This window comes from Chryseobacterium gilvum, assembly GCF_025628965.1.
Taxonomy (GTDB): Bacteria; Bacteroidota; Bacteroidia; order Flavobacteriales; family Weeksellaceae; genus Chryseobacterium; species Chryseobacterium gilvum.
The window spans coordinates 231714-254397 of record NZ_JAOTEN010000002.1; the positions used below are offsets into that span (position 1 = coordinate 231714).

At 36.8% G+C, this 22684-nt stretch carries 20 protein-coding genes; 7 read left to right on the forward strand and 13 right to left on the reverse strand.

Features of this window, described 5'->3' with window-relative positions; all coding sequences use genetic code 11:
- Positions 1–193 precede the first annotated feature (193 nt).
- Positions 194–1591: a M949_1556 family lipoprotein gene (locus N0B16_RS07685; RefSeq protein ID WP_262990217.1), complete on the reverse strand. Its 1398-nt coding sequence runs from the start codon at positions 1589–1591 to the stop codon at positions 194–196.
- Between the two features lie 19 nt (positions 1592–1610).
- Entirely contained in the window at positions 1611–4496 is a 2886-nt protein-coding gene (locus tag N0B16_RS07690; RefSeq protein WP_262990218.1) for a carboxypeptidase-like regulatory domain-containing protein, read from the reverse strand.
- A gap of 246 nt (positions 4497–4742) precedes the next feature.
- Here N0B16_RS07690 and N0B16_RS07695 point away from each other — a divergent pair, with 246 nt between their 5' ends.
- A complete protein-coding gene (locus tag N0B16_RS07695) occupies positions 4743–5930 on the forward strand; it encodes an endonuclease/exonuclease/phosphatase family protein (RefSeq protein ID WP_262990219.1) in 1188 nt (395 codons plus the stop codon).
- Positions 5931–6035: 105 nt separating this feature from the next.
- Here N0B16_RS07695 and N0B16_RS07700 read toward each other — a convergent pair whose 3' ends face one another.
- On the reverse strand, positions 6036–6632 hold the full coding sequence (locus N0B16_RS07700) for a superoxide dismutase (protein WP_262990220.1): 597 nt from the start codon (positions 6630–6632) through the stop codon (positions 6036–6038).
- Positions 6633–6807: 175 nt separating this feature from the next.
- Positions 6808–8691: a transcription termination factor Rho gene (gene rho / locus N0B16_RS07705; RefSeq protein WP_262990221.1), complete on the reverse strand. Its 1884-nt coding sequence runs from the start codon at positions 8689–8691 to the stop codon at positions 6808–6810.
- A 145-nt stretch (positions 8692–8836) separates the two neighbouring features.
- Between rho and N0B16_RS07710 the strand changes: the two genes are divergently transcribed.
- From N0B16_RS07710 to N0B16_RS07720, 3 genes are all read left to right on the forward strand, one after another.
- Positions 8837–9226, forward strand: a complete 390-nt coding sequence (locus N0B16_RS07710; protein ID WP_262990222.1) for a DUF4293 domain-containing protein — start codon at positions 8837–8839, stop codon at positions 9224–9226.
- A gap of 177 nt (positions 9227–9403) precedes the next feature.
- Positions 9404–10327, forward strand: coding sequence for a M28 family peptidase (locus N0B16_RS07715; RefSeq protein WP_262990223.1), 924 nt, complete (start codon positions 9404–9406; stop codon positions 10325–10327).
- Positions 10328–10378: 51 nt separating this feature from the next.
- Positions 10379–12217, forward strand: coding sequence for an ABC transporter ATP-binding protein (locus N0B16_RS07720; RefSeq protein ID WP_262990225.1), 1839 nt, complete (start codon positions 10379–10381; stop codon positions 12215–12217).
- 89 nt (positions 12218–12306) lie between these two features.
- Here N0B16_RS07720 and N0B16_RS07725 read toward each other — a convergent pair whose 3' ends face one another.
- The 5 genes from N0B16_RS07725 to rsfS form a co-directional block, all read right to left on the reverse strand.
- Entirely contained in the window at positions 12307–12960 is a 654-nt protein-coding gene (locus tag N0B16_RS07725) for a phosphatidylserine decarboxylase family protein (protein ID WP_262990226.1), read from the reverse strand.
- Between the two features lie 68 nt (positions 12961–13028).
- The gene (locus tag N0B16_RS07730) at positions 13029–13901 is read right to left on the reverse strand and encodes a phosphatidate cytidylyltransferase (protein WP_262990227.1); all 873 of its coding nucleotides are present in this window, start codon (positions 13899–13901) and stop codon (positions 13029–13031) included.
- A 22-nt stretch (positions 13902–13923) separates the two neighbouring features.
- A complete protein-coding gene (locus N0B16_RS07735) occupies positions 13924–14505 on the reverse strand; it encodes an LUD domain-containing protein (protein ID WP_262990228.1) in 582 nt (193 codons plus the stop codon).
- A gap of 133 nt (positions 14506–14638) precedes the next feature.
- Complete coding sequence (ftsH, locus tag N0B16_RS07740) at positions 14639–16624, reverse strand: ATP-dependent zinc metalloprotease FtsH (RefSeq protein WP_262990229.1); 1986 nt, start codon at positions 16622–16624, stop codon at positions 14639–14641.
- 23 nt (positions 16625–16647) lie between these two features.
- Positions 16648–17010 carry a ribosome silencing factor gene (rsfS, locus tag N0B16_RS07745; protein ID WP_262990230.1) on the reverse strand — a complete coding sequence of 121 codons (363 nt, stop codon included), beginning with the start codon at positions 17008–17010 and terminating at the stop codon, positions 16648–16650.
- 86 nt (positions 17011–17096) lie between these two features.
- Here rsfS and N0B16_RS07750 point away from each other — a divergent pair, with 86 nt between their 5' ends.
- Positions 17097–17810 carry a biotin--[acetyl-CoA-carboxylase] ligase gene (locus N0B16_RS07750; protein ID WP_262990231.1) on the forward strand — a complete coding sequence of 238 codons (714 nt, stop codon included), beginning with the start codon at positions 17097–17099 and terminating at the stop codon, positions 17808–17810.
- Here N0B16_RS07750 and N0B16_RS07755 read toward each other — a convergent pair.
- Genes N0B16_RS07755 through N0B16_RS07770 form a run of 4 tightly spaced genes read right to left on the reverse strand, consistent with a single transcriptional unit; the run spans position 17804 to position 21138 of the window.
- On the reverse strand, positions 17804–18913 hold the full coding sequence (locus N0B16_RS07755) for an LptF/LptG family permease (protein ID WP_262990774.1): 1110 nt from the start codon (positions 18911–18913) through the stop codon (positions 17804–17806). The genes N0B16_RS07750 and N0B16_RS07755 overlap by 7 nt on opposite strands.
- Before the next feature lie 4 nt (positions 18914–18917).
- A complete protein-coding gene (gene tgt, locus N0B16_RS07760) occupies positions 18918–20054 on the reverse strand; it encodes a tRNA guanosine(34) transglycosylase Tgt (RefSeq protein ID WP_262990232.1) in 1137 nt (378 codons plus the stop codon).
- Between the two features lie 2 nt (positions 20055–20056).
- On the reverse strand, positions 20057–20425 hold the full coding sequence (locus N0B16_RS07765; RefSeq protein ID WP_262990234.1) for a DUF4296 domain-containing protein: 369 nt from the start codon (positions 20423–20425) through the stop codon (positions 20057–20059).
- Positions 20422–21138 (reverse strand): polyprenol monophosphomannose synthase, encoded by a 717-nt coding sequence (locus N0B16_RS07770; protein ID WP_262990235.1) that lies wholly within the window; start codon positions 21136–21138, stop codon positions 20422–20424. The genes N0B16_RS07765 and N0B16_RS07770 overlap by 4 nt, the downstream gene beginning before the upstream one ends.
- A gap of 75 nt (positions 21139–21213) precedes the next feature.
- On the opposite strand from N0B16_RS07770, the gene N0B16_RS07775 reads away from it, so the two are divergent.
- Positions 21214–21882, forward strand: a complete 669-nt coding sequence (locus N0B16_RS07775; RefSeq protein ID WP_262990236.1) for a DUF4271 domain-containing protein — start codon at positions 21214–21216, stop codon at positions 21880–21882.
- 12 nt (positions 21883–21894) lie between these two features.
- On the forward strand, positions 21895–22635 hold the full coding sequence (locus N0B16_RS07780) for a uroporphyrinogen-III synthase (protein ID WP_262990237.1): 741 nt from the start codon (positions 21895–21897) through the stop codon (positions 22633–22635).
- The last annotated feature ends 49 nt before the right edge of the window (positions 22636–22684 follow it).

Sequence of the window (22684 nt, forward strand, 5' to 3'; positions counted from 1 at the left end):
TTTAAAACCAATTAATCAATAATGGCATTCGTTTGTTAATTTAAGCATATTAATATACTCATATTTAACTTCAAATTTATGCATTCGGATTTACATATTCTATGCTCTTAATTATACTATTTGCAAATTGAACAATAAAGAAAGGACTGCAATTAGCAGCCCTTTCGTAAGTATAATTCGTTATATCAAATTATTATTGAACCTGGATATTATCCAACTGTATTGTAGTGGTAGTACTTGTAGAGGCTCCTGAATATTCAAACAAGATATATCCGTTTCCGGTAAGTGCAGCCGGAATCGTATATGTTCCTGCTGGTGTTAAAATACCATATCCTGAAAGCGGCGTGGTAGGAATCACGAATGATGAAGTAATATCTGTTTTGGTAGCTGTTGTAATATCTCCTAATGCAGTATAATTGGTTGTTGTATATACTTTAAGAGCATTTCCATTCCAGAAACCTACATTCACATCAAATTTTAGTGTATTTGCAGCTGTAAAATCAACAGGAACGGCAAAATATGTCAAATAACTTCCTGATCCTGAATTAGCACCAAGCTGAATATATTTGTTATTATTGAAAGTCTTCAATTGCCAGTATCTGTTTCCTAAAACAGGGTCATTTACATATTTAGGATAAACTTCTAAGTTAGCAGGCGTTAATGAATAGCTTTCAAAATTTTCAAGGAAAGATCCTGAAAATGCGATTGCCGTACCTCCTTTTGGTGGAGTAGCATCTACTCTAGCCCCAGTAAACTTGATATCAGAAATACTTCTGATTAACATTTGCCAAGTTGTGTTGTATCTGCTTACAACGAATGTAATGTTTCCGTTTCCTTTTGGTAAAAGCTCACCTCCTGTTTTAAAGAATCCTGAGTTTCTGATTACCGTTGTATTACCAAATTTATCTTCAATATTTCTATCGGTATCTATACCTTGTCCACCTGCATCATAATCAATAAATTTCTTTTGGGTAGGGAACACTTCAGAGATATTAAACTGTACATCCGGCACCGTAACAAGAGTGTTAATAAGCGCAGGATTTTTCGCGTCTGCCAATGTAGCAATAGGAGTCGGAACCAAAGTCTGAATATCCAGTCCGTTTCCACCGCAAACTCCTGAAAGATATCTTCCTACAAGCGCTTGAGGAATTCTTCCAATCGCAAAAGTAGGATCTTCAGAACCTAATTTTACGGTACCTCTGTCTAATCCTAAACGAAGGCCTTTTGCATTAATCCTAATATGAGCCCCCACCGGGAAATCTGCAAAATTACTTGCTTTGTCTACTTCAATCTGTAGACCTACAGTAGGATTAGCTGTTTTATCCTGAAAAGAGATTGTTTTGTAAAAATTACCCTGCTCGTCAGAAGAAACGATGTACCCGTCAAAAATCTGATCTGTAGTGATCAGTTTATACCCTGTGGAAGGAACCTGTGCAGCAAATGCAGCCATGGTCATCGTCGGTGCTTCGAATTTATTTGAACATGCGATTGGCGGAGTTTCCCACTCATCGTTTTTCACACAAGATGACACGATAGACAGTACACCTACTGCTAAAAATGCCGTTTTAAAAAAGTTTGTGATATTATTCATTTTTTGTTTTTTTTATTGATTAAAATCTGAATTGTAAGTTAATAAAGTAAGAACGTCCTTGTGTATACCAGTATTTCGGACCGAAAGACGGAGCCGGGCTGTTATAATCCAAAGCATAATCCGGTGCTTTTGTTTCTCTTGTCTGTTCAAAACCACCTGTAATATATCGTTTGTTATCTAAGATATTATTCACTGAAGCCGTTAATAATACATAATACTTTCCGAATACAAATGACTTCCCAACATTTGCATTAAAGAAAAATGCAGACGGAAGTTTCGTAGGCTTCAGAAGATCACGCACCTGCTCGTTTGTAAGATCTATATATGGAGTGCTTGAGTAAGGATTCTGAACAAAATTCTCTGTTCTTAGAGCCGGAGCTGGATCCAGATAATTATTATCTAAGTAGTTCCAGTTGGCGCCAATCCACCAGTATTTAGGACTATTATAACGAAGACCTAAAGAGAATGCTTCCTGAGGTGTACCTCCTTGTTTATAATTTTTAATATATGCTTTTCCGAAAGAAGCAACATTACTTCCTGAAGCATCAGAAACCAAGAATACATCAGGATTATTACGGTATGTATATTGACCGTAGCTTGCCAAACCTTGTACAGATAAAGTAGGAAGGATTTTTACATCAACCCCTAATTCTGCACCCATGTTTCTTTTCTCAACATTAGACATTACCTGCGTCACAAAAGCACTTTGTACTTGCGAAACCGTTCCGTCAGGATTGGTATTATTCAGCTGAATACCATCTGCAAAGAATCTCTGTACGTTGGTTTCATTCTCAGTATCCACCAAAAATGCAGTAGCTCTGATCTTGATAAATGGCGTATTCATTACATAGCTTAAGTCATTTGCGGTATAAACCGTACTTCTGATATTAGGATTTACCAGACCATTTACTCTTGGGTTGATAAATAAATCTTCCAGGAAAGGTGCCTGATTAAATACGGCTCCATTATACACCAAGAAATTTCTTCCGTTAATACGATACACGATCTGGCCTTTTAAACCATAATTCCAGAAATTGTAATCTTTCGTTTTACCGTAAGAATTTTCATATAAATAATGTTTGAAAAGCCCTTCTCTGTTTGAAGAAGAATATCCTGCCAAAGCAGAAACAAAAATATCAAAATTACCTGTAGATAATTTCAATCCCGGGTTTACTTTTGCTTCCTGTCTTCTCAGAATATAATTATAGGTCATACGATCGCCCTCTCTTAACTGAATATTGGGATCGAGCGTATTATAGAATCCTGTAGATCCCGGTTTTGCAGATTCTTTGAAAGGATCTACATTAATAGCATATTCTCCGCCTAAAAGATCTTTTACCTCACGGTAAAGTTCAGATCTGTAATTCTGATATGATACGTTTAATATAAATTTGGTGCGGTCGTTAAAATTATAAGTATAATGCGTCGCAGCATTGAAAATTTTGTCATCACTTACATCATCAACCAGATAGATTTTTGATCTCTTTCCACTAATCCCATAAAGACGGCCCATTTCGGCCTGATCTACCGCATCTGCTTTTTGGTTATTGGCATAAATCTGTCCCCAATTGAGTTGGGTAACATTAGGATCTCCATTCTGCCAGCTTTGTAAACTTGTATTGTAAGCGTCTGTTAAAGTAGTGTATAAAGCCGGATCAAGTGTATTATTGGTAGAATTATAAATAATACTGTTCACGTAATAACTGGGTAAATTTCTGTAATAAGCAGGAGACGGGTTTGAAACTCCGTTCCAGTCTAAGCGTGAACCTTTATCTTTTCCAAACTGATAGGAAGCGGAAGTCCACAAATTAGAGTTTTTATTAATCTTCCAGAAATCCTGAAGCTGGAAAAGCGGCTGAAAACCTCTTCTTACCCTTTCGCTTCTTTTTTCTCCGTCTTGCCATCCCCAATACGAGTTGTAATGTACGCCTCTGTAATCGTATACTTCCTGAGTACTCGGACTTGCAGTAGATCTTCTGTAAGGAGCTCCGATAAGGTTTAATGTCATGGTATGTTTGTCATTAAACTTTTTCTCAATTCCAAGATAAGCACCGTAAGCGTCATAGAAGGTTCCTTCCTGAATACCTTCTTCCGCCCATCTTCTGGCTCCCATTGCAGTAAATGCCCATCCGCTTTTGCTCATTCCTGAGCTATATCGCAAAGAAGTTCTGTTTCTGTAATTTCTGTTTGTTAAAGATTGGGTAAACTGAAATCCTTTTCTGTACTCACTCGCTCTTGTATTTTTATATACTACAGAGCTGTTTCCTCCGAAAGCGTATTCTGAGGGTGAATGATTTGAAGAGATTTCTGGATATCTTGTAATTTCGTTAAGCCCACCCCAGTTGCTGAAATCTACATTTCCATTGTCTGATTTTACCATCGAAACTCCGTTAAGCATAGATTCTCCTGTTCTCCCATCAATTCCTCTTGGTCTGAACCAGTAGAAACCTAAGTCAAACGCGGCAATTCTGCTGAAAACATCCATAGAAGACTGTAACAAACCTACAGTAGAAGACTGGCTTCCGCTGCTACTGCTGTTATCATCATCTTCGTCGCTGTCAATAATCGCTAAACCCTGATCTGCGTTGGTAAGAGTGGAATATAGGGTTACAACCCCCAAATCCTTTCTTTTTTCTTCACTGGCAACGTCAAACTCCATTACTTTGGTTTCGTAATTCGGTTTGGAGATGACCAATTGATAATGTCCCGGCTGCAGATCAACAAGCTGAAAATATCCAATCTTGTCTGCCGTAACGTCATTGTCGTTCCCTTTCAGATCTACTTCTGCCCTTTCAACAGGTTTTCCTTCCGCATCTTTAAGATACGCAAACACGGTAGTCTGCGCAAAATAAAATGATGCAGGAAGCAAAGTAAATAAAGAGACTAATGATAGTTTTTTAATCATGAGTATAAATGCTTTTTTTAATACTTTTTACCTTCGTTCTCAATAGGTTAAAAACTTAGGGGGCACAAATTTAATCAAATTTTACATTTTAAAAATTTTTTAACATTATTTTTTCTTAACATTGTTAAATTTTATTAATCTTCCGTAAAAAAATATAAATTATCAGATGAGAAATTTACAAATAATTAAAATGGCATCAATTAAAAAAAAGTAAATTTGCGGATTAAATAATTTTAATATTCTAAGATGAAGAAATTTTTAAGTTTGTTGGCCATCGTTTTTTCGGTAATGGCTTTTGCGCAACAGGGAAAACTAAAAAAGGTTGCCGCTGTAGGGTTTCTGAATGTTGAAAACCTTTGGGATACGATACGTTCAGTAGATTATATAGATGGTACGAAAGACAAGACCAATCCGGCTTTTCACAGAAGCATTCCTTTTGATTCGATCAAATTACTGGAGGCAGAAAAATATGAAGGACAGTGGAGTGATAACCTTTTGGCAGGTAAGAAAGCAATAAGATACCAAAGCGGTTCTGAAGAATTTACGCCGTCAAGTGCCAAAAACTACAATACCAAAGTGTATAAGGCTAAGCTGGCTAATGAAGCTAAAGTAATTTCTGAACTGGGTGCTCAATATACCAAAACTGCTCCGGCGGTGGTGGGGCTTATTGAGGTTGAAAACAGACAGGTTATCCAGGATCTTATCAAACAGCCTGTTTTGGCAAAATACGATTATGGGATTATTCATTATAATTCTTATGATTACAGAGGGATTGATGTAGCGCTCATTTATCAGAAAAGAAGATTCACCGTGACGAACTCTTTAAAAAAAGAACTAAAGGTTTTTGACGAAAACGGAAAAAGAGAGTATACAAGAGATATTCTGGTGGTGACCGGATTTTTAGATAACGAGAAAGTCGCTTTCTTTATGAATCACTGGCCTTCCAGAAGAGGAGGTGAAGCCGTATCTCTTCCTAAAAGAAATGCAGCAGCAGCTTTATTGAAACAGCAGATGGACAGTATACGAACTGCAGATCCATCAACAAAGCTTTTCGCAATGGGAGATTTTAATGACGATCCTGTAAGTGCAAGTTTGAAAACGCACCTCAAAGCTGCCGGAAATATAAAAGATCTTAATGAAGAAACGCCTTATCTTAACCTGATGTATCCTTTATATAAAAATGGGATCGCTTCTTTGGCGTATCAGGATTCCGGTAATCTTTTTGATCAGATCATTGTATCGAAAAATTTAGTTTTAGACAAAAATCCTAAAGAATATTCTGTTTTTAAAGCGGAAGTTTTTGCACCTGCCTATTTGGTTAATAAAGAAGGCAATTATAAAGGCTATCCTTTCAGATCCTGGAACGGTGATCAGTTTACCGGAGGTTACAGTGACCACTTTCCGGCATTTGTGATTTTGCAGAAAGAACCATAAATATAAATAAAAGCACTCATTGATTGGGTGTTTTTTTATTGACTCATTATTAAAACAAAAAAGGTTCAGAAATTCTGAACCTTTTTTTATTTATATCCTCAAAGATTATTTGTTGAATAACTCTTCTACTTTATCCCAGTTTACGACATCAAAAAATGCAGAAACGTAATCTGGTCTTCTGTTTTGATAGTTTAAGTAATAAGCATGCTCCCAAACATCCAATCCTAAAACCGGGGTTCCTTTAGCATCTGCAACAGGCATTAGCGGGTTATCCTGATTAGGCGTAGACGTTACGGATACCGATCCATCTTCATTTTTGATCAGCCAAGCCCATCCTGAACCAAATCTTGTCTTTGCAGCTTCAGAAAAATCAGTTTTGAATTTTTCTAAGCCGCCATAGTTTTCAATAGCTGCTTTTACGCTTCCTACAGGCTCTTTACTTCCGCCCGGCGTTAAAATTTCCCAGAATAATGAGTGGTTGAAATGCCCTCCTCCATTATTTCTTACCGCTGGTTTTTCAACACCGTTTTTGCAGATTTCTTCGATGGTCAAACCTTCAAGATCTGTACCTTCAATTGCTTTGTTTAAATTATCGATATACGCCTGATGATGTTTTGTGTGGTGAATTTCCATCGTTTTTGCATCGATCGTAGGCTCAAGAGCATCATAAGAATATCCTAATTGTGGTAATGTAAATGACATAATTTTAATTTTTTAAATGTTATATTTCAAAGTTAGCCAATAATTAATCCAATAACCAATATTGAACATTACTTTAATAAATCTTTAACATTGATAAAGTAAACTGATAAATAGTTCATCTATATCTAAAAGCAAAAAACCGCAATAATGCGGTTTTTTGTATAGTTTAATAATTTTATTTGTTCATTGACATCAGAAACTCTTCATTATTCAAAGTTCCCCGGATGTTTTTATTGACAAATTCCATGGCTTCAATAGGATTCATTTCAGAAAGATACTTTCTTAAAATCCACATTCTTTGAGAAGTTACCTCGTCCAAAAGCAAATCATCTCTACGTGTGCTGGAAGAAACCAGATCAATGGCAGGATAAATTCTTCTGTTGGCAATTTTTCTGTCCAGTTGAAGCTCCATATTTCCGGTCCCCTTGAATTCTTCAAAAATCACTTCATCCATTTTAGAACCTGTATCAATCAAAGCGGTTGCGATAATTGTTAAAGAGCCTCCGTTTTCAATTTTTCTTGCGGCTCCGAAGAATCTTTTCGGTTTATGAAGTGCGTTTGCGTCCACACCTCCGGATAAAACTTTACCCGAAGCAGGAGTTACTGTATTGTATGCTCTTGCCAGTCTTGTAATAGAATCCAGCAAAATAACAACGTCATGTCCGCATTCTACCATTCTCTGAGCTTTTGCCAATACAAGATTAGCCACTTTTACATGTTTGTCTGCAGCCTCATCAAAGGTGGATGCGATTACTTCTGCATTCACGCTTCTCTCCATATCGGTCACCTCTTCAGGACGTTCGTCAATTAAAAGGACCATCATATAGACTTCCGGATGATTGGCCGCGATAGAATTGGCAATATCTTTCAGCAACATGGTTTTACCGGTTTTCGGCTGCGCTACGATCATTGCGCGCTGTCCTTTTCCGATCGGGGCAAAAAGATCCACGATTCTGGTAGACATCGTAGAATTGTCTCCTGCAAGATTGAATTTTTCTTCCGGGAAAAGCGGAGTCAGATATTCAAAAGAAACACGATCTTTGATAAAGGCAAGATCACGCCCGTTTACTTCTATTGGTTTTAATAAAGAAAAATATTTTTCTCCTTCTTTTGGCAATCGTACGATTCCCTTTACGTTATCTCCTGTTTTTAACCCAAAGTTTCTGATTTGCGCGGTTGATACATACACATCATCCGGCGAAGAAATATAGCTGAAATCTGAAGACCGTAAGAATCCATAATTATCAGGTAATATTTCTAACACCCCTTCGATGCTCACTAATCCGTCAAAATTAAATTCTTTTCTGGATTCAGGCTCTTCCTGTCTTTCAGAATGTCTGTTTTGATTCTGATTAGGGTTCTGGTTAGGATTCTGATTAGGGTTTTGGTTCTGATTAGAATGCTGGTTTTGATTTGCATTCTGATTCTGCGGAGGTTGATTGCTGCTGTTCTGGTTTCTGTTTTGGGAATTTCCAGAATGCTGAGGATGATTTTGATTTTTTTGAACCGGTGGTTGATTTTGAGGCCTGTTTTGCCGTTCCTCCTTTACCGGAGCTTCTTGTGAAGCTTCAATTTGCCGGGTTTCTGTTTTTTCCTGTGCCGGATTTTCAGCAGCATCAGCTGTAGGAGGCACTCTTTTTCTTTTTTGTCTGGACGCATTAGAAGAAGCTCTTTCTGTATTCTGTTCTTTTACTTCGTCCTGTTTTATTTCAGGTTCAGGTAGTGTGGCTTTCGGTTCTTCAGCAACATCTTTTTTATCTGACGGTTTCTCTTCCTGAGACGGAAGAACCTGTTTCGGTTTCGGTGTTTTTTTGGGTGCCGGTTTTTTTGGAGCGGCAGCTTTTACAACAGTATCGGCAGGAGTTTCTTCAGGAGTCGTGTCTGTTTCTGTTGAATTAAAGTAATCTCTCGTGACTTTAGGGTTAGAAGCCTGAAAATCAAGAATAGCAAAGATTTTATCGTTCTCATTGCTGGTTCTTGCTACTTTAACGCCCAAATCCTTTAAGATTTTAGTAAGTTCCGTTACGGATCTTGACCTTAACGTTTCTATGTTAAACATATGTTATGTAAAAATTGTAATTAATTGTGAGTAAGAAAAGTAAGTCCGGTGACTTTTGTTTTCAAGTACATTGTATATTGCAAATCTACACTTATTTTTGAATTGTGCAAAATTTATGTTATTTTTGCAGGGAATTTAGAATTCTATGTTACAGAGAATACAAACCATATGGATTTTGCTGTCTGTTTTAGCAGCAGCTTCCCTTTTTATTACAGGAAAAGATGTAAGCGTTTTTGGAGATTTTCCGGTCATAGAAGTTTCATCAATTATTTTGGTTTTAACTGGAGCTTTTAGTGTTTTCAGCTTCAAAAACAGAAAAAGACAGATCATGCTGAATACGATCAGCATTATTATAAACGTTTTGTTGATTGGCATATTGGCGTTTTGGCTGCAAAACTTATCCGGAGGAATAGATTTTCCTGAGAAGGGTATTGAGCCGATTTTCCCGTCTGTTGCGGTAATCTGTTTGCTTTTAGCAAATATTTTTATCAAAAAAGACGAGAGGCTCGTAAAATCTGTAGACAGACTTCGATAGCCTTACAATGATTTTTTGAGTAAGAACAGCTTCTTTTAGGAGCTGTTTTTTATTTTAAATAAGATATTACTCTGACCAGGAGAATATGGTACCTGTAAAATATTTAATATTGCCGTAAATTTGCAGCGCGATGTAATATTTATCCCTTCATTGCGACAGATTAAAAAAATTAAACCTATGAAAAAATCAGCATTCCTCATCTTATCCCTATTTTCAGCATTCTCTTTTGCTCAGGAAGTTTCTGCTGAGAGAATAAAAACCGTTATCTCAACACTTGCATCAGACGAAATGAAAGGCCGCGAAATAGGAACCGCAGAGAATGACAACGCCGCTCAATATATCGCAACGCTTTTTAAAGAAAACAATCTGGAATACTGTACGGGAAATTCTTATCTCGTTCCATTTAACTATAAAGGGAAAACAGTATACAATGTTTGTGGTGTCAAAAAAGGCAAATCTGATAAGCTTCTGGGCTTTTCAGGGCATTTTGATCACATAGGGACCAGCAGTAAAAGCGGGGACAATATCTATAACGGAGCCGATGATGATGCAAGCGGAATCACCACATTGGTAGGAATTTCAGATTATTTTAAAAATAAAACCCCGGAATTTTCAATGGTTTTTATGGCATTTAATGGAGAAGAAAAAGGAATGTTGGGCTCAAAAGCGATTTCTGAAGATAAAAATTTGGATAAAATGTACACCCGTCTTTCTGCGCTTTTTAATTTCGAAATGGTGGCTACAGAATCTGAGTTTGGGAAAAATGCCGTTTTCATCACCGGTGACGAATTTTCTGACCTTGATGAGCTTTTTAATGAAAATGCCGTGAACGGTCTTAAAATTCACCCGGATCCTTATGCTTCCGAAAAGCTTTTTTATAGGTCAGATAACGTAAATTTTGTAAAGAAAAAAATCATTGCCCATTCTATTTCCACAGCAGATATGAGTAAGATCAAACATTATCATCAGGTAAATGATGATGTGAATGTCGTTAATTTTGAAAATCTCACCCAGATCATTAATAATTTTGGAGAGACGCTGGAAAAATTAAGTCCCAAAAACTTTAATCCTCAATACAATGATAAAGTAAAATTCAATTAAAATCGTTATATCATTATATTTTATATTAATTTTGCTATCCAATTGCATTGAATGAACGAATATAAAAAAATACTGAAATTCGCAAGACCGCATCAAAAATACATCTACGGAAGTTTATTCTTCAATATTATGTATTCCGTATTTCAGATTGCTTCTTTAGGAACGATCCTTCCCGTATTGGGAATGCTTTTCGGCACTATCAAACCTGAAAAGTATGAATCTGCTCCTGTCTATTCCGGAAATATTGTTGATGTTTTCTCTTACTTAAAAGAATATTCCAATTATTACGTACAAAGCCTGGTTACCGATTACGGGTCACTAAAAATACTTGCATGGCTTTGTATTATTACTGCATTTATGTTTCTTTTGAGAAATGCATTCAGATATTTTGGCTCTTTTTTGCTGATCAATTACCGTGTAGGAGTTACAAAAGACCTTCGTGGCGCAATGTACCGTAAAATACTTTCTCTCCCGGTTTCTTTTTTTACAGAAAGCAGGAAAGGAGATCTGATGTCACGTATGTCAAATGATGTGGGCGAGGTAGAAGGTAATATTTTAGGAAGTCTGATTGAGCTGATTAACGCTCCGTTTATGCTGATCAGCACATTGGTTACCTTATTTTTCCTGAGCCCTGAAATGACCTTGTTTTCACTGTTGGTCTTACCGGTAATGGGAACCATGATTGCTCTTATCGGAAAAAGCCTTAAAAAAGATTCTCACGAAGCGCAGCACGAGATGGGAAATATCTTTTCTATTGTGGACGAAACATTGAAATCATCAAAAGTGATCAAGATTTTCAGTGCTGAAAAAATTATGGACAACCGTTTTATGCAGTCTATGCAAAAATGGATCAACAGCTCGATAAGATTAGGAAGAAAAAAAGAACTCGCTTCGCCGATGAGCGAATTTCTGGGGTCTATTACTTTTTTAATTATCGCATGGTACGGCGGAAAGCAGATCATCGTAGAACACAGTATATCACCTGCTGATTTTCTGGTATTTCTCGGAATGTTCTTCCAGATTTTACCTCCCGCAAAAAGTTTATCGGCTTCCATTTCCAATGTTCAGAAAGGGGAAGCCTCTCTAAAAAGAGTGTTGGAAATTTTGGATGCGGATGTAAAAATTGAAGAAATTACAGAACCGGTAGCAATTTCTACCCTTCAGGAAAAAATTGAATTCAGAAACATTGGTTTTTATTACGACAAATCTAATCTGATTCTTAAAAATTTCAACCTTAGCATTCCGAAAGGAAAAACAGTGGCTTTAGTAGGACAGAGCGGAAGCGGAAAAACGACGATTGCCAATCTTTTAGCAAGATTTTATGATGTATCGGAAGGTCAGATTATGATTGATAACACCGATATCAAACATTTAAAACTGAAAGAATACCGAAAACTTCTGGGAATGGTCACCCAGGAATCTGTATTGTTTAATGACACGGTGTACAACAATATTCTGATGGGTAAACCTGAAGCAACGAGAGATGAAGTGATTGCTGCGGCTAAAGTTGCCAATGCAGATCTATTTATTACCCAGCTTCCGAATGGTTACGAAACCAACATTGGAGATGATGGCGGAAAACTTTCCGGCGGACAAAAACAGAGGGTTTCTATCGCACGAGCAGTTCTTAAAAATCCACCGATTATGATTTTGGATGAAGCAACCTCTGCTTTGGATACCGAATCTGAAAAATTTGTGCAGGATGCACTTGAAAAAATGATGGAAAACAGAACTTCGCTGGTCATTGCACACCGCCTTTCAACCATTCAGAAAGCAGACTGGATCGTGGTGATGGAAAAAGGGGATATCGTAGAACAGGGAACGCATCAGGAGCTTATTTCCAAGGGTGGAACCTATCATAAACTGGTAGAGCTTCAGAATTTTGATTAGTAAACAAAAATTATTTTTATTATCATACAAAATAAAAGACTGTTCTTCCGGACAGTCTTTTTATATTAAATGGGTGATTGAATATTATTTTATTCCTGCATTCTTGCGATAACGTCGATCCCTCCTTTTGTTTTATCTCCTATTTTACATATAATTTCTGTATCGAGCGGTAAAAATATATCCATTCGTGAACCGAACTTGATAAACCCGAACTCATGCCCTGCTTTTGCAGCATCGCCTTCATTACAATAGAAAACAATTCTTCTCGCCACATATCCCGCGATCTGTCTGAAAACGACTTTATGGTGCGTCATACTTTCTACCGCAACCGTTGTTCTTTCATTATCGGTAGAAGATTTTTCGTGCCACGCAACCAGATATTTTCCCGGGTGGTATTTTTTATAAATCACATTACCTGACACAGGAAATCTGCAGATGTGAACATTGAGCGGAGACATAAAAATAGAAACCTGAATGGCTTTTTCTTTTAAAAATTCAGTTTCATCTACTTCTTTGATCATCACTACTTTTCCGTCGACAGGAGCGATCACATTTTCTTTATGATCTAAGATATCCCTATTTGGAACTCGGAAAAACCAAAATACCAATCCGTAGATCACCAATAAGGGCACAATGATCAACAATGACCACATTTCAAGAAAATAGATGGCCAACGCTGCAATAACGGCAAAAAGCAGTGTTGCTACTGTGATGGTCCCTTTCGATTCTTTATGTAATTTCATGGAGATAAATAATTATTGTTTGTGAGGCTCCGTTGTTTCTGCTAATGTAGCATAACGGTTTCACAGGTTTATATGAATTTAATTAAAATAAAGTACAAATATACGACAGGAACACAGATTAAAAAACTGTCTAACCTATCTAATACGCCCCCGTGTCCGGGAATGATGTTTCCACTGTCTTTTGCGCCGAAAGTTCTTTTCAGCTGGCTTTCTACAAGATCTCCCAGTGGTGCAAATACAGCCACCAAAAACCCTACAGCCATCCAATTTCCGCGAAGGTCATGTTGATACTTTTCGATAAAATAGGCTAAAACTAATGTTAAGACCACTCCGCCAAAATAACCTTCCCAGGTTTTTTTAGGAGAAATTTTAGGCGCCATTTTATGTTTTCCGAAGAATTTACCCGTTAAATAGGCAAAAGTATCACTGCTCCAGATTAAGATAAAGAGAAAAAACACTTCATAAGAAAACGTATTGTCGTAAGTAGAATATTTCGGAAGCCCTAAAGCAAATGAGAAAGGTAATGCGACATAGATTACGGTAAAAATGAGCTTTCCGCTATCCATATAAAGTTCGCTGGTAAATTTAAAAAGGGTTATTACAGCAATCAGAACGAGAGAAAGCGCTAATATCTCTGTCAGCCTGAAGTTGAAATAAAAGTCGTGATAAAAATATCTTTTTGAAAAAGTATAGAAAATAAACAGAACAATAGGCAGAACAATCCATTTTTCATAACCGTTCCCAAATTTCATGATTTTGATACATTCCCAGGTTCCTATCAATAAAAAAAATGTGATTAACCCGTAATACAGGTACTGTTGCGGAACAAGCCCCGGAGAAATTTTATCAATCAGCTGTGTACCGAAAGGCGTTGTACAAAGGAAAATGACTGCAATATAAACAATTCCCGAAATGGTTCTCTGAATAAGGTTTTTGTCCAAAATTTAAAATTTAGAATGAGTGCTAATCTTCCAGCAGCAGCAAGAAAAGTTTTGTATTATTATTGGCTGCGGTATCCAGCTTAGAATGATTTCCACTGATGGAGGTAAGATTTTTGATATTTCCGGTACGTTTTATTTTTCCCATCGCATCGTTCAGATTATTGACAATCTGAGACACATTGGCCATGATAATGATTTTTGAAGGCAGCCTTGAAGAATGATAATGCAGAATATTATTATGAGAAAGCATAATTCTCCCATCATAGGCAATAAGATATTCACAGGTAATGAATGCTGCATCATTGGCAGCCACAAGTTCTTGCGAATGTGGGATTTTGATTACATTCAGAAAACTCTGAAGATCTTTATCACAGCAGAAAACCGAGGTGATGCCTTCTATTTTTAAAATTTGATTTAAAGTCTGTAGTGCTTCAGCTTCATCGGCACAGTAATTGAAAAAGCCTCCGGAATGAGTAAACAACTGGGCAAACTTATAATCGAGATCTGCATTTTTCAGCGAATCTCCTAATTTTTCCAGGCTCTGTTTTTCTTCTTCTTCAGGCTGATTGGTAAGTTTGCTTACAATTTTTTTAAATAAACTCAACTTATTTGGTTTTAGTCAACTTTATACAAAAATAGAAAATTAATTACAATAGAATCTAAAAATGTAGCCTTAAATTATGAAAAAACCCGGTATTTTTAAAAAACCGGGCTTATTTTTATGTTAAATAAAGAATCTAAATCTGGGACGGACTTTCCGGAGCCTGAATTGTTCCTTCTTCCACCTTTTCCTGTAAAGGTATGGTATTGGTTACCGGTCTTTCTGTTAATTCCGGATCCCAAGCTCTTTGCCCGAAGATCTCTTCAAGATCTTCACGGAAAATTACTTCTTTTTCTAAAAGCTTATTAGCCAAAGCATTCAGTTTATCCTTATTTTCACTTAGAATTCTCACTGCTCTTTCGTATTGATTTTCAATAATCGCTTTTATTTCTGCATCAATTTTTGAAGCGGTAGATTCAGAATACGGTTTCCCGAAGTTATATTCAGATTGCCCGGAACTGTCATAATAAGAAATATTACCGATTGTAGGGCTTAATCCGTAGATGGTAACCATTGCCTGCGCTCTTTTGGTCACGGTTTCCAGATCTGAAAGAGCACCTGTTGAAATATTATTAAAAATCACCTGCTCTGCTGCTCTTCCTCCTAATGTGGCACACATTTCGTCGAGCATTTGCTCAGTAGTTGTTAACTGTCTTTCTTCCGGAAGATACCAAGCTGCTCCTAAAGAGCGTCCTCTCGGTACAATTGTTACTTTTAACAGCGGTGAAGCATGTTCTACCAACCAGCTGATTGTCGCGTGACCTGCTTCATGGAATGCTACTCTTTTTTTCTCAGACGGCTTAATCGCCATATTTTTCTTTTCAAGACCTCCGATGATTCTGTCAACAGCATCCAGGAAATCCTGTTTGTTTACCGATTCATGGCTGTTTCTTGCCGCAATAAGGGCGGCTTCGTTACAGACATTGGCAATATCTGCACCACTGAATCCGGGCGTTTGTTTTGCAAGAAAATCTCTGTCTACTGTATCATCAAGCTTTATTTTCTTTAAATGCACATCAAAGATCTCTCTTCTTTCGTGTAATTCCGGAAGATCTACGTAAACTGAACGGTCGAAACGGCCGGCTCTCATTAATGCTTTATCGAGAATATCTGCTCTGTTGGTCGCTGCCATTACAATTACGTTGACATCGGTCCCAAAACCATCCATCTCGGTAAGCAATTGGTTTAGGGTATTTTCTCTTTCATCGTTTCCGCCGGAGAAATTGTTTTTTCCTCTTGCACGTCCGATGGCATCAATCTCATCAATAAAGATAATCGCAGGAGATTTTGCTTTTGCCTGCGCAAATAAATCTCTTACCCTTGAAGCACCTACTCCCACGAACATTTCTACGAAATCTGAACCTGAAAGTGAGAAAAACGGCACTTTAGCTTCGCCTGCGACCGCTTTTGCCAATAAGGTTTTACCGGTTCCCGGAGGACCTACTAAAAGGACTCCTTTAGGAATTTTACCTCCCAGTTTTGTGTATTTTTCTGAGTTTTTAAGGAAATCAACAACTTCCTGTACTTCCTCTTTGGCTCCTTCTAATCCTGCAACGTCCTTGAACGTTACCTGGATTTTTTCTTTTTCGTCAAAAAGTTTTGCTTTGGACTTCCCGATGGAGAAAATCTGTCCTCCCGGACCTCCGCCGCTTCCCATTTTTCTGAAAAGCACAAAATAAAACAATCCCAGAATTGTAATCCAGATTAATGCCTGAACGAGAATACTCATCAACGGGCTTTCGCCTTCTGCATAATCTTTTGACGTTTTTACCCCCGGATAATCTTTTTTAACCATTTCAAATTTTTCAAGAAAAAGCTGAAGGTCTCCATATTTAAGCGTGTAATCTGCTTTAGGAGTCATGCCTAAACCTGAAAAAGGATTATTTATTTTATCTTCTTTTTTTACGGTTGCTGTTTTGGCAGCTTTAGTTAAAAATACATCGGCTTTCTGAGCCTGTTTATCAATCAGCACACTCTGAACTTTTCCTGTCTGCATTTCTCTAAAGAAACCATCTTCATCAATAGATTTTGTATTGTTGTCTCCAAAAAAATTGGAAGCAAAAAATAACAAAAGAGCTATTATTGCAATAGGAAAAAACCAGTTAAATCCTTTATTATTCATTTATTACTTTTAAATTTTTAAAATTAATTTTCAATTTTTGTAATGGCCGCATCTCCCCAAAGTTCTTCGATGTCATAATATTCACGGGTTTCTTTCTGGAAAATATGCACTACTACGGTAACATAATCTACCAAAACCCACATTGAGTTTTCTGTACCTTCTACGTGCCATGGTCTGTCCTGAAGATCATTTCTTACTTTTTTCTCTACACTTCCTGCCAATGCAGAAACCTGTGTATTTGAGTTACCACTGCATATTATAAACGTTTCTGCTACAGAATTTTCTATTTTAGAAAGATCAAAAATCATGATATCTTCACCTTTCACATCCTGGATTGCCTCTACAATTTTATCTATTAGCGCTTGCTTTTCTACTGTTTTATTCATTAAAATATACTATAATCTGCAAATTTATTGTTTTTCTTTTACTTTAGCCTTACTTTTAGGGTCTTAATGTCTTAAAGTTTTCTTAAATGAGTCAACTCTTTTACCTGAGTGAGTGTTCTTCTACTAATGACGAAATAACGCAGGTTTTACTTTATCCACAAATGAACGGCATCGGCCTGTACACTTTCAATCAGACAAAAGGAAGAGGTCAGTACGGCAATCAGTGGAGCGGTTTTTCAGGGCAAAATCTTGCGTATTCTCTGGCTGTAAAAACTGCAGGCATTACGGTCTCTGATTTTCTGTTCAATTATTATACCGCAACCGCAGTACGTGAATATATTGCCAAATTGACGGAAAACACTGTGAAAATCAAATGGCCGAATGATATTATTGTTTCCCAGAAAAAAATCGCCGGAATTTTGATTGAAAAAAAGAAGATCCACCATGAAAATTATTTCATTATTGGGGTCGGTATTAATATACTGCAGGAAAAATTTGATAATATTTCCAATGCAGGATCGCTTCTCAGCCAGACCGGAAAAAAATATGATCTGAAATCTTTTGCAGAAGCTTTTCATCTTTTTTTGAACGAAAAAATGGAGATCCTGATTTCTGAAGATAAAATTATGGAAGAATTTAATTCAAATTTATTCCGCAAAGACGAAATTTCTGTTTTTGAAATAAACGGAAAAAGACAAAATGGCATTATAAGACATGCTGATAAAAATGGAGAGATCCTGATTGAACTGGAAGATGAAACCAGATCTTTTTATCACAAAGAGGTAAAGCTGCTCTACTGATTGGCTCTTTTTAAATACAAAACCAGCGTAACGGGGAAAAAGACTATATTGGGAAGCCACATTGCCAATGCAGGCGCCATGCTTTTATTTTCTGAAACCACTTTTAAGGCTTCAAAAGAAAAGACAAATATGAACGCTAAAGAAATTCCTAAGGCCAGATTGATTCCCAAACCACCTCTCTTTTTCTGAGAGGAAAGAGAAAGTGCTAAAAATGAAAGAATAATAATAGAAACAGGCATGGAAGTACGCTGATGAAACTCATTCAGGTGCGTATTGAGGTTGCTGTTTCCTTTTTCTCTTTCACGATCGATGAATTTGATAAGTTCCGGGGTTGTTTTATTTTGTCCCAAAAGCTCATTCGGGAAAAGTTCTTCCGGGGCTTGTCCGTAGCTTTTTCTTAATTCAAAACCCTGCGCGAGTTTTTCAGTGTCATTTTTATTGATCGTTTTTTCAAGGTAACTGTTGAGTACAAACTGTTTTTTCGCCGGGTCCCAGTAAGAATCGTTGGCTTTGAGCTCGTAGATCATTTTTCTGTCTTTATCAAACTTCTGATAGACAAATCCGTAGCCTCTTTTTTCTCTTTTGTTCCAGGAATTGATGAAGATATATTCGGTCTTGCTCAGCTGTGCCGAAACGGGAGCTGTCCCTAATATTTTTTCCTTATTTGCGGCGTTATAGGTGTACGCTTCAAGCTCATTTTTTTTAATATTTGCCCAAGGCAAAACAAAATGATTGACCACAAGTGAAATAATGGCTATAAAAAATGATGTTAACAAATACGGCCTTGCAAACCTGTGAAAGCTTGCCCCACTGCTTATGATTGCTACGATTTCCGTATTATTGGCCATTCTTGAGGTAAAATAAATTACCGAAATAAAGACGAGAATCGCTAAGAATGTAACAACAAGATTGATAATCCAGAAAGGATAAAAATGTAGCAAAAAGTATGTAACATTCAGCTTAGGATCGATTGCGGTAGCATTTTCTATCCTCGGGATTTTTTGCTGAATATCAATGACCAAAACCACAATAGACAGCAAAACAAGCATGAAACTAAAGGTTCCAAGATATTTTTTAGTGATGTATCGGTCTACAATTGTCAGCATTTTACAGTCTTTGTCTTAATACAGGAACTACCGAATTTTTCCATTCGTAGAAATCTCCCGCCAATATATGTTCTCTCGCTACTTTTACCAGATCCAGATAAAAAGCAAGATTATGAATAGAAGCAATCTGCTTTGCCAGATATTCTTTGGACACGAATAAATGGCGAAGATACGCTTTAGAATATTCGTGATCTACAAAACTTGTCCCAAACTCATCCAAAGGCGAAAAATCTTTCTTCCATTTTTCATTTTTCAGATTCATCACGCCATTCCAGCTGAAAAGTGTGGCATTTCTGGCATTTCTGGTGGGCATAACGCAATCCATCATGTCGATTCCCAATCCGATACACTCGAGAATATTCCATGGAGTTCCTACTCCCATTAAATAGCGCGGCTTATCTTTTGGCAGAATATTGGTTACCTCATCGGTAATTCTGTACATTTCTTCTTCAGGTTCTCCGACAGAAAGACCTCCGATTGCATTTCCTTCCGCTCCTGCTTCTGCAATCACTTCCGCAGATATTTTTCTTAAATCTGAATAGGTAGAACCTTGAACAATCGGGAAAAACCTTTGTTTATGACCATATAATTCCGGATTTTTTTCATTCCAGTCCATACATCTTTTCAGCCACCGATGGGTCATTTCCATGGAAGCCTTTACCTGATTGTATTCACAAGGATAAGCAACACATTCATCAAACGCCATAAAAATATCTGCGCCGATCTGTCTTTGGATTTCCATTGATTTTTCGGGAGTGAATAAATGATAGCTTCCGTCAATATGAGATTTGAATTTCACCCCTTCTTCAGACATTTTTCTGCTTTTGGAAAGCGAAAACACCTGAAAACCACCGGAATCGGTAAGAATAGGAAGATCCCAGTTCATAAATTGGTGTAAACCTCCTGCTTCCTGCATCACTTCCATTCCCGGGCGAAGATAAAGATGATAGGTATTCCCCAAAATGATCTGGGCTTTCACATCATCTCTGAGCTCTCTCTGATGAACGGTTTTCACGCTTGCAACAGTTCCTACCGGCATAAAGATGGGAGTCTGAACTTTACCATGATCGGTAACCAATTCTCCGGCTCTTGCTTTTCCTTCTGAGGTTTTTTCTATATTAAAAAATCTGTGTGTCATAATTATCTAGCAAACGCCGGAATATTTTGATTTTTTTCCAGCTTATCCTTTACATATTTATCGGCCTTCGGATCTTTTTCTAAAATAATCTTCTGGGCATCATCTACAATATCATTCATCTTTTTGGTCACCACGTAATATTTGTAACTTTCTACAAAATCCTCAGGTTTCACTTGATGAGCCTTTAAAACATAACGCGTTCCGCTTTCCAGATTTTTTCCGCGATACATAAAAACCACCTGATCATTGAGCGACAATTCTGCGATAAGCTCAGACATGGTGCTTTTATCAATCAGATTTTTTGGCTTATCAATATATTGAGCACAGGAAACCAGAATGATCAACAGAAAACCGGCCATCATTTTTTTCATAATGTATTGATTAATGATTTCCATTTTAAATTTAACACTCCGAAAACGGCTTCATGAATGATCCCGCCATTCATTTTGCTTTCCCCTAAAATCCTATTGGTGAATATAATAGGAACTTCTACGATTTTAAAATCTTTTTTAAAGGCTCTGAATTTCATTTCGATCTGGAAACCGTAGCCTTTCAGCTTTACATTGTCTAATCCTATTTCTTCTAAAACCTTTCTTGAAAAGCATACAAAGCCAGCGGTCGTATCATGAATAGGAAGCCCTAAAATAAACCTTACATACCTTGATGCAAAATAAGAAAGCAATACTCTTCCCATCGGCCAGTTTACAACATTGACCCCTTTCGAATACCGGGAACCGATTGCCATATCTGCCTGCAAACAGGCTTCATATAATTTAGGGAGGTCATTCGGATTGTGGGAGAAATCGGCATCCATCTCAAAAATGTAATCATAATTATTCTGAAGTGCCCATTTGAAACCATGAATATAGGCTTTGCCTAAGCCATCTTTGGTATGTCTTACTGACAAATGTAAAGTGTGGGGATGTATTTTCTGCAGATCTTTTACAATCTCAGCTGTTTTGTCGGGGGAAGTATCATCTACCACCAAAACATGAAACTCCTGATCCAATGCAAAAACAGAGGAAATTATCTTTTCAATATTTTCCTTTTCGTTATAAGTTGGAATGATGACGAGCTTTTTCATTTCAATTGGCAAAGATAGTTTATTTAAGCTTTTTTATTTTATACAAAATAATATAATTTTGCAAAAAATATTCCATTGCCATTATCACAAAATTTTTCAAATCACATCAGAATCCCCGAAAATAACGATTGGGTAATTTTTATCCTTGTCGGTTGTATATTTTTATATATCCTGATGATGAATGTTATCGAAAGAGAAGCCAGTCTCAGAGATTTTCTTATTCAGAAATACTACGACTCAAGCAATAATCTTGCAAGCTGGGTGATCACTTCCTGTGTTGTTGCAATCACACTTTCCGTTTTGATCTCTCAGTATATCCCTGTCGTTCCGAAATATGCTGCAGATTTGCAGCTTTTTGGACTTCAAATCAATAAATTCGGGTATAGCCTGCTTATTATTATTCTTTTTTATATCCTGAAAACCGCCTTGGGTTTTTTATTTTACCAAAGCATCGGTGATGGAAAAAAATGGAATATTTTCTACTTTACCTCTACCAAATTTTACTTTATTTTTTCAATTTTACTAATAATTTTATGCATCACCCATTATTATTTCCCCATTGATAAAAGTAAAGCGTTTTTATATTATTTATATTTTTTAGCATTCATTTTTCTATTCAAGGTATTTTTCTATTTATTTCACAGAAACAACATCTTACCACAAAAATGGTATTATAAATTTTTGTATATTTGCACGCTTCAAATAGCACCTTTGCTGATGCTTTGGAAGTTATTGTTTTTTTAATCAAAGTACAAGATGAGAATAAAGTCTATATTGGTTTCTCAACCAGCGCCTAGTGAGTCATCACCCTATCTGGAAATAGCAAAGAAGGAAAAAATAAAGATTGATTTCCGTCCTTTCATCCATGTTGAAGGAGCTGACAATAAAGAACTCAGAACACAAAAGATTGATCTTACTCAGTTTACCGGTATTATTTTTACCAGTAAGAATGCTATTGATCATTATTTCAGGCTTGCTGAAGAGCTGAGATTTGCTGTTCCGGATACTATGAGATATATCTGTCAGTCAGAAGCCATTGCCAATTATCTGCAGAAGCATATCGTTTACCGGAAAAGAAAAATAAGCTTCGGAGAAAAAAACTTTGCCGATCTTTTACCGCTTTTTAAGAAATTTCCTTCTGAAAAATATTTACTGCCTTCATCAGATGTGCTGAGTCCGGATATTCCTAAAACATTAGATTCCGCGAATATTCAATGGACCAGGGCAATTATGTACAGAACGGTGTGCAGTGACCTTACGGATATTAATATTGATGATTATGACATGCTAATCTTTTTCAGTCCCCAGGGAATAAAATCATTACAGCAAAACTTCCCGAACTTTAAACAGGAAGATACCAAAATAGGCGTATTTGGAAACACCACATTAGCCGCCGCCGAAGAAGCAGGGATAAAAGTAGATCTGATGGCGCCTACAAAAGAAACCCCTTCTATGACCATGGCTTTAGAAAAATATATTAAAAGCTTACACAAATAAGTAATTTACTTGATACAAAATAGCCGTCTTTTCGATTTGAGAAAAGATG

Excerpts from the sequence above, each read along its gene's own strand:
- rho (WP_262990221.1), bottom strand. The coding sequence starts at position 8,691 with ATGTTTAACATAGAAACGTTAAGGTCAAGATCCGTAACGGAACTTACT.
- N0B16_RS07710 (WP_262990222.1), top strand. The coding sequence starts at position 8,837 with ATGTTACAGAGAATACAAACCATATGGATTTTGCTGTCTGTTTTAGCA.
- N0B16_RS07695 (WP_262990219.1), top strand. The coding sequence starts at position 4,743 with ATGAAGAAATTTTTAAGTTTGTTGGCCATCGTTTTTTCGGTAATGGCT.
- N0B16_RS07770 (WP_262990235.1), bottom strand. The coding sequence starts at position 21,138 with ATGAAAAAGCTCGTCATCATTCCAACTTATAACGAAAAGGAAAATATT.
- N0B16_RS07725 (WP_262990226.1), bottom strand. The coding sequence starts at position 12,960 with ATGAAATTACATAAAGAATCGAAAGGGACCATCACAGTAGCAACACTG.
- N0B16_RS07690 (WP_262990218.1), bottom strand. The coding sequence starts at position 4,496 with ATGATTAAAAAACTATCATTAGTCTCTTTATTTACTTTGCTTCCTGCA.
- N0B16_RS07750 (WP_262990231.1), top strand. The coding sequence starts at position 17,097 with ATGAGTCAACTCTTTTACCTGAGTGAGTGTTCTTCTACTAATGACGAA.
- N0B16_RS07780 (WP_262990237.1), top strand. The coding sequence starts at position 21,895 with ATGAGAATAAAGTCTATATTGGTTTCTCAACCAGCGCCTAGTGAGTCA.
- tgt (WP_262990232.1), bottom strand. The coding sequence starts at position 20,054 with ATGACACACAGATTTTTTAATATAGAAAAAACCTCAGAAGGAAAAGCA.
- ftsH (WP_262990229.1), bottom strand. The coding sequence starts at position 16,624 with ATGAATAATAAAGGATTTAACTGGTTTTTTCCTATTGCAATAATAGCT.
- N0B16_RS07720 (WP_262990225.1), top strand. The coding sequence starts at position 10,379 with ATGAACGAATATAAAAAAATACTGAAATTCGCAAGACCGCATCAAAAA.
- N0B16_RS07700 (WP_262990220.1), bottom strand. The coding sequence starts at position 6,632 with ATGTCATTTACATTACCACAATTAGGATATTCTTATGATGCTCTTGAG.
- N0B16_RS07765 (WP_262990234.1), bottom strand. The coding sequence starts at position 20,425 with ATGAAAAAAATGATGGCCGGTTTTCTGTTGATCATTCTGGTTTCCTGT.
- N0B16_RS07715 (WP_262990223.1), top strand. The coding sequence starts at position 9,404 with ATGAAAAAATCAGCATTCCTCATCTTATCCCTATTTTCAGCATTCTCT.
- N0B16_RS07685 (WP_262990217.1), bottom strand. The coding sequence starts at position 1,591 with ATGAATAATATCACAAACTTTTTTAAAACGGCATTTTTAGCAGTAGGT.
- rsfS (WP_262990230.1), bottom strand. The coding sequence starts at position 17,010 with ATGAATAAAACAGTAGAAAAGCAAGCGCTAATAGATAAAATTGTAGAG.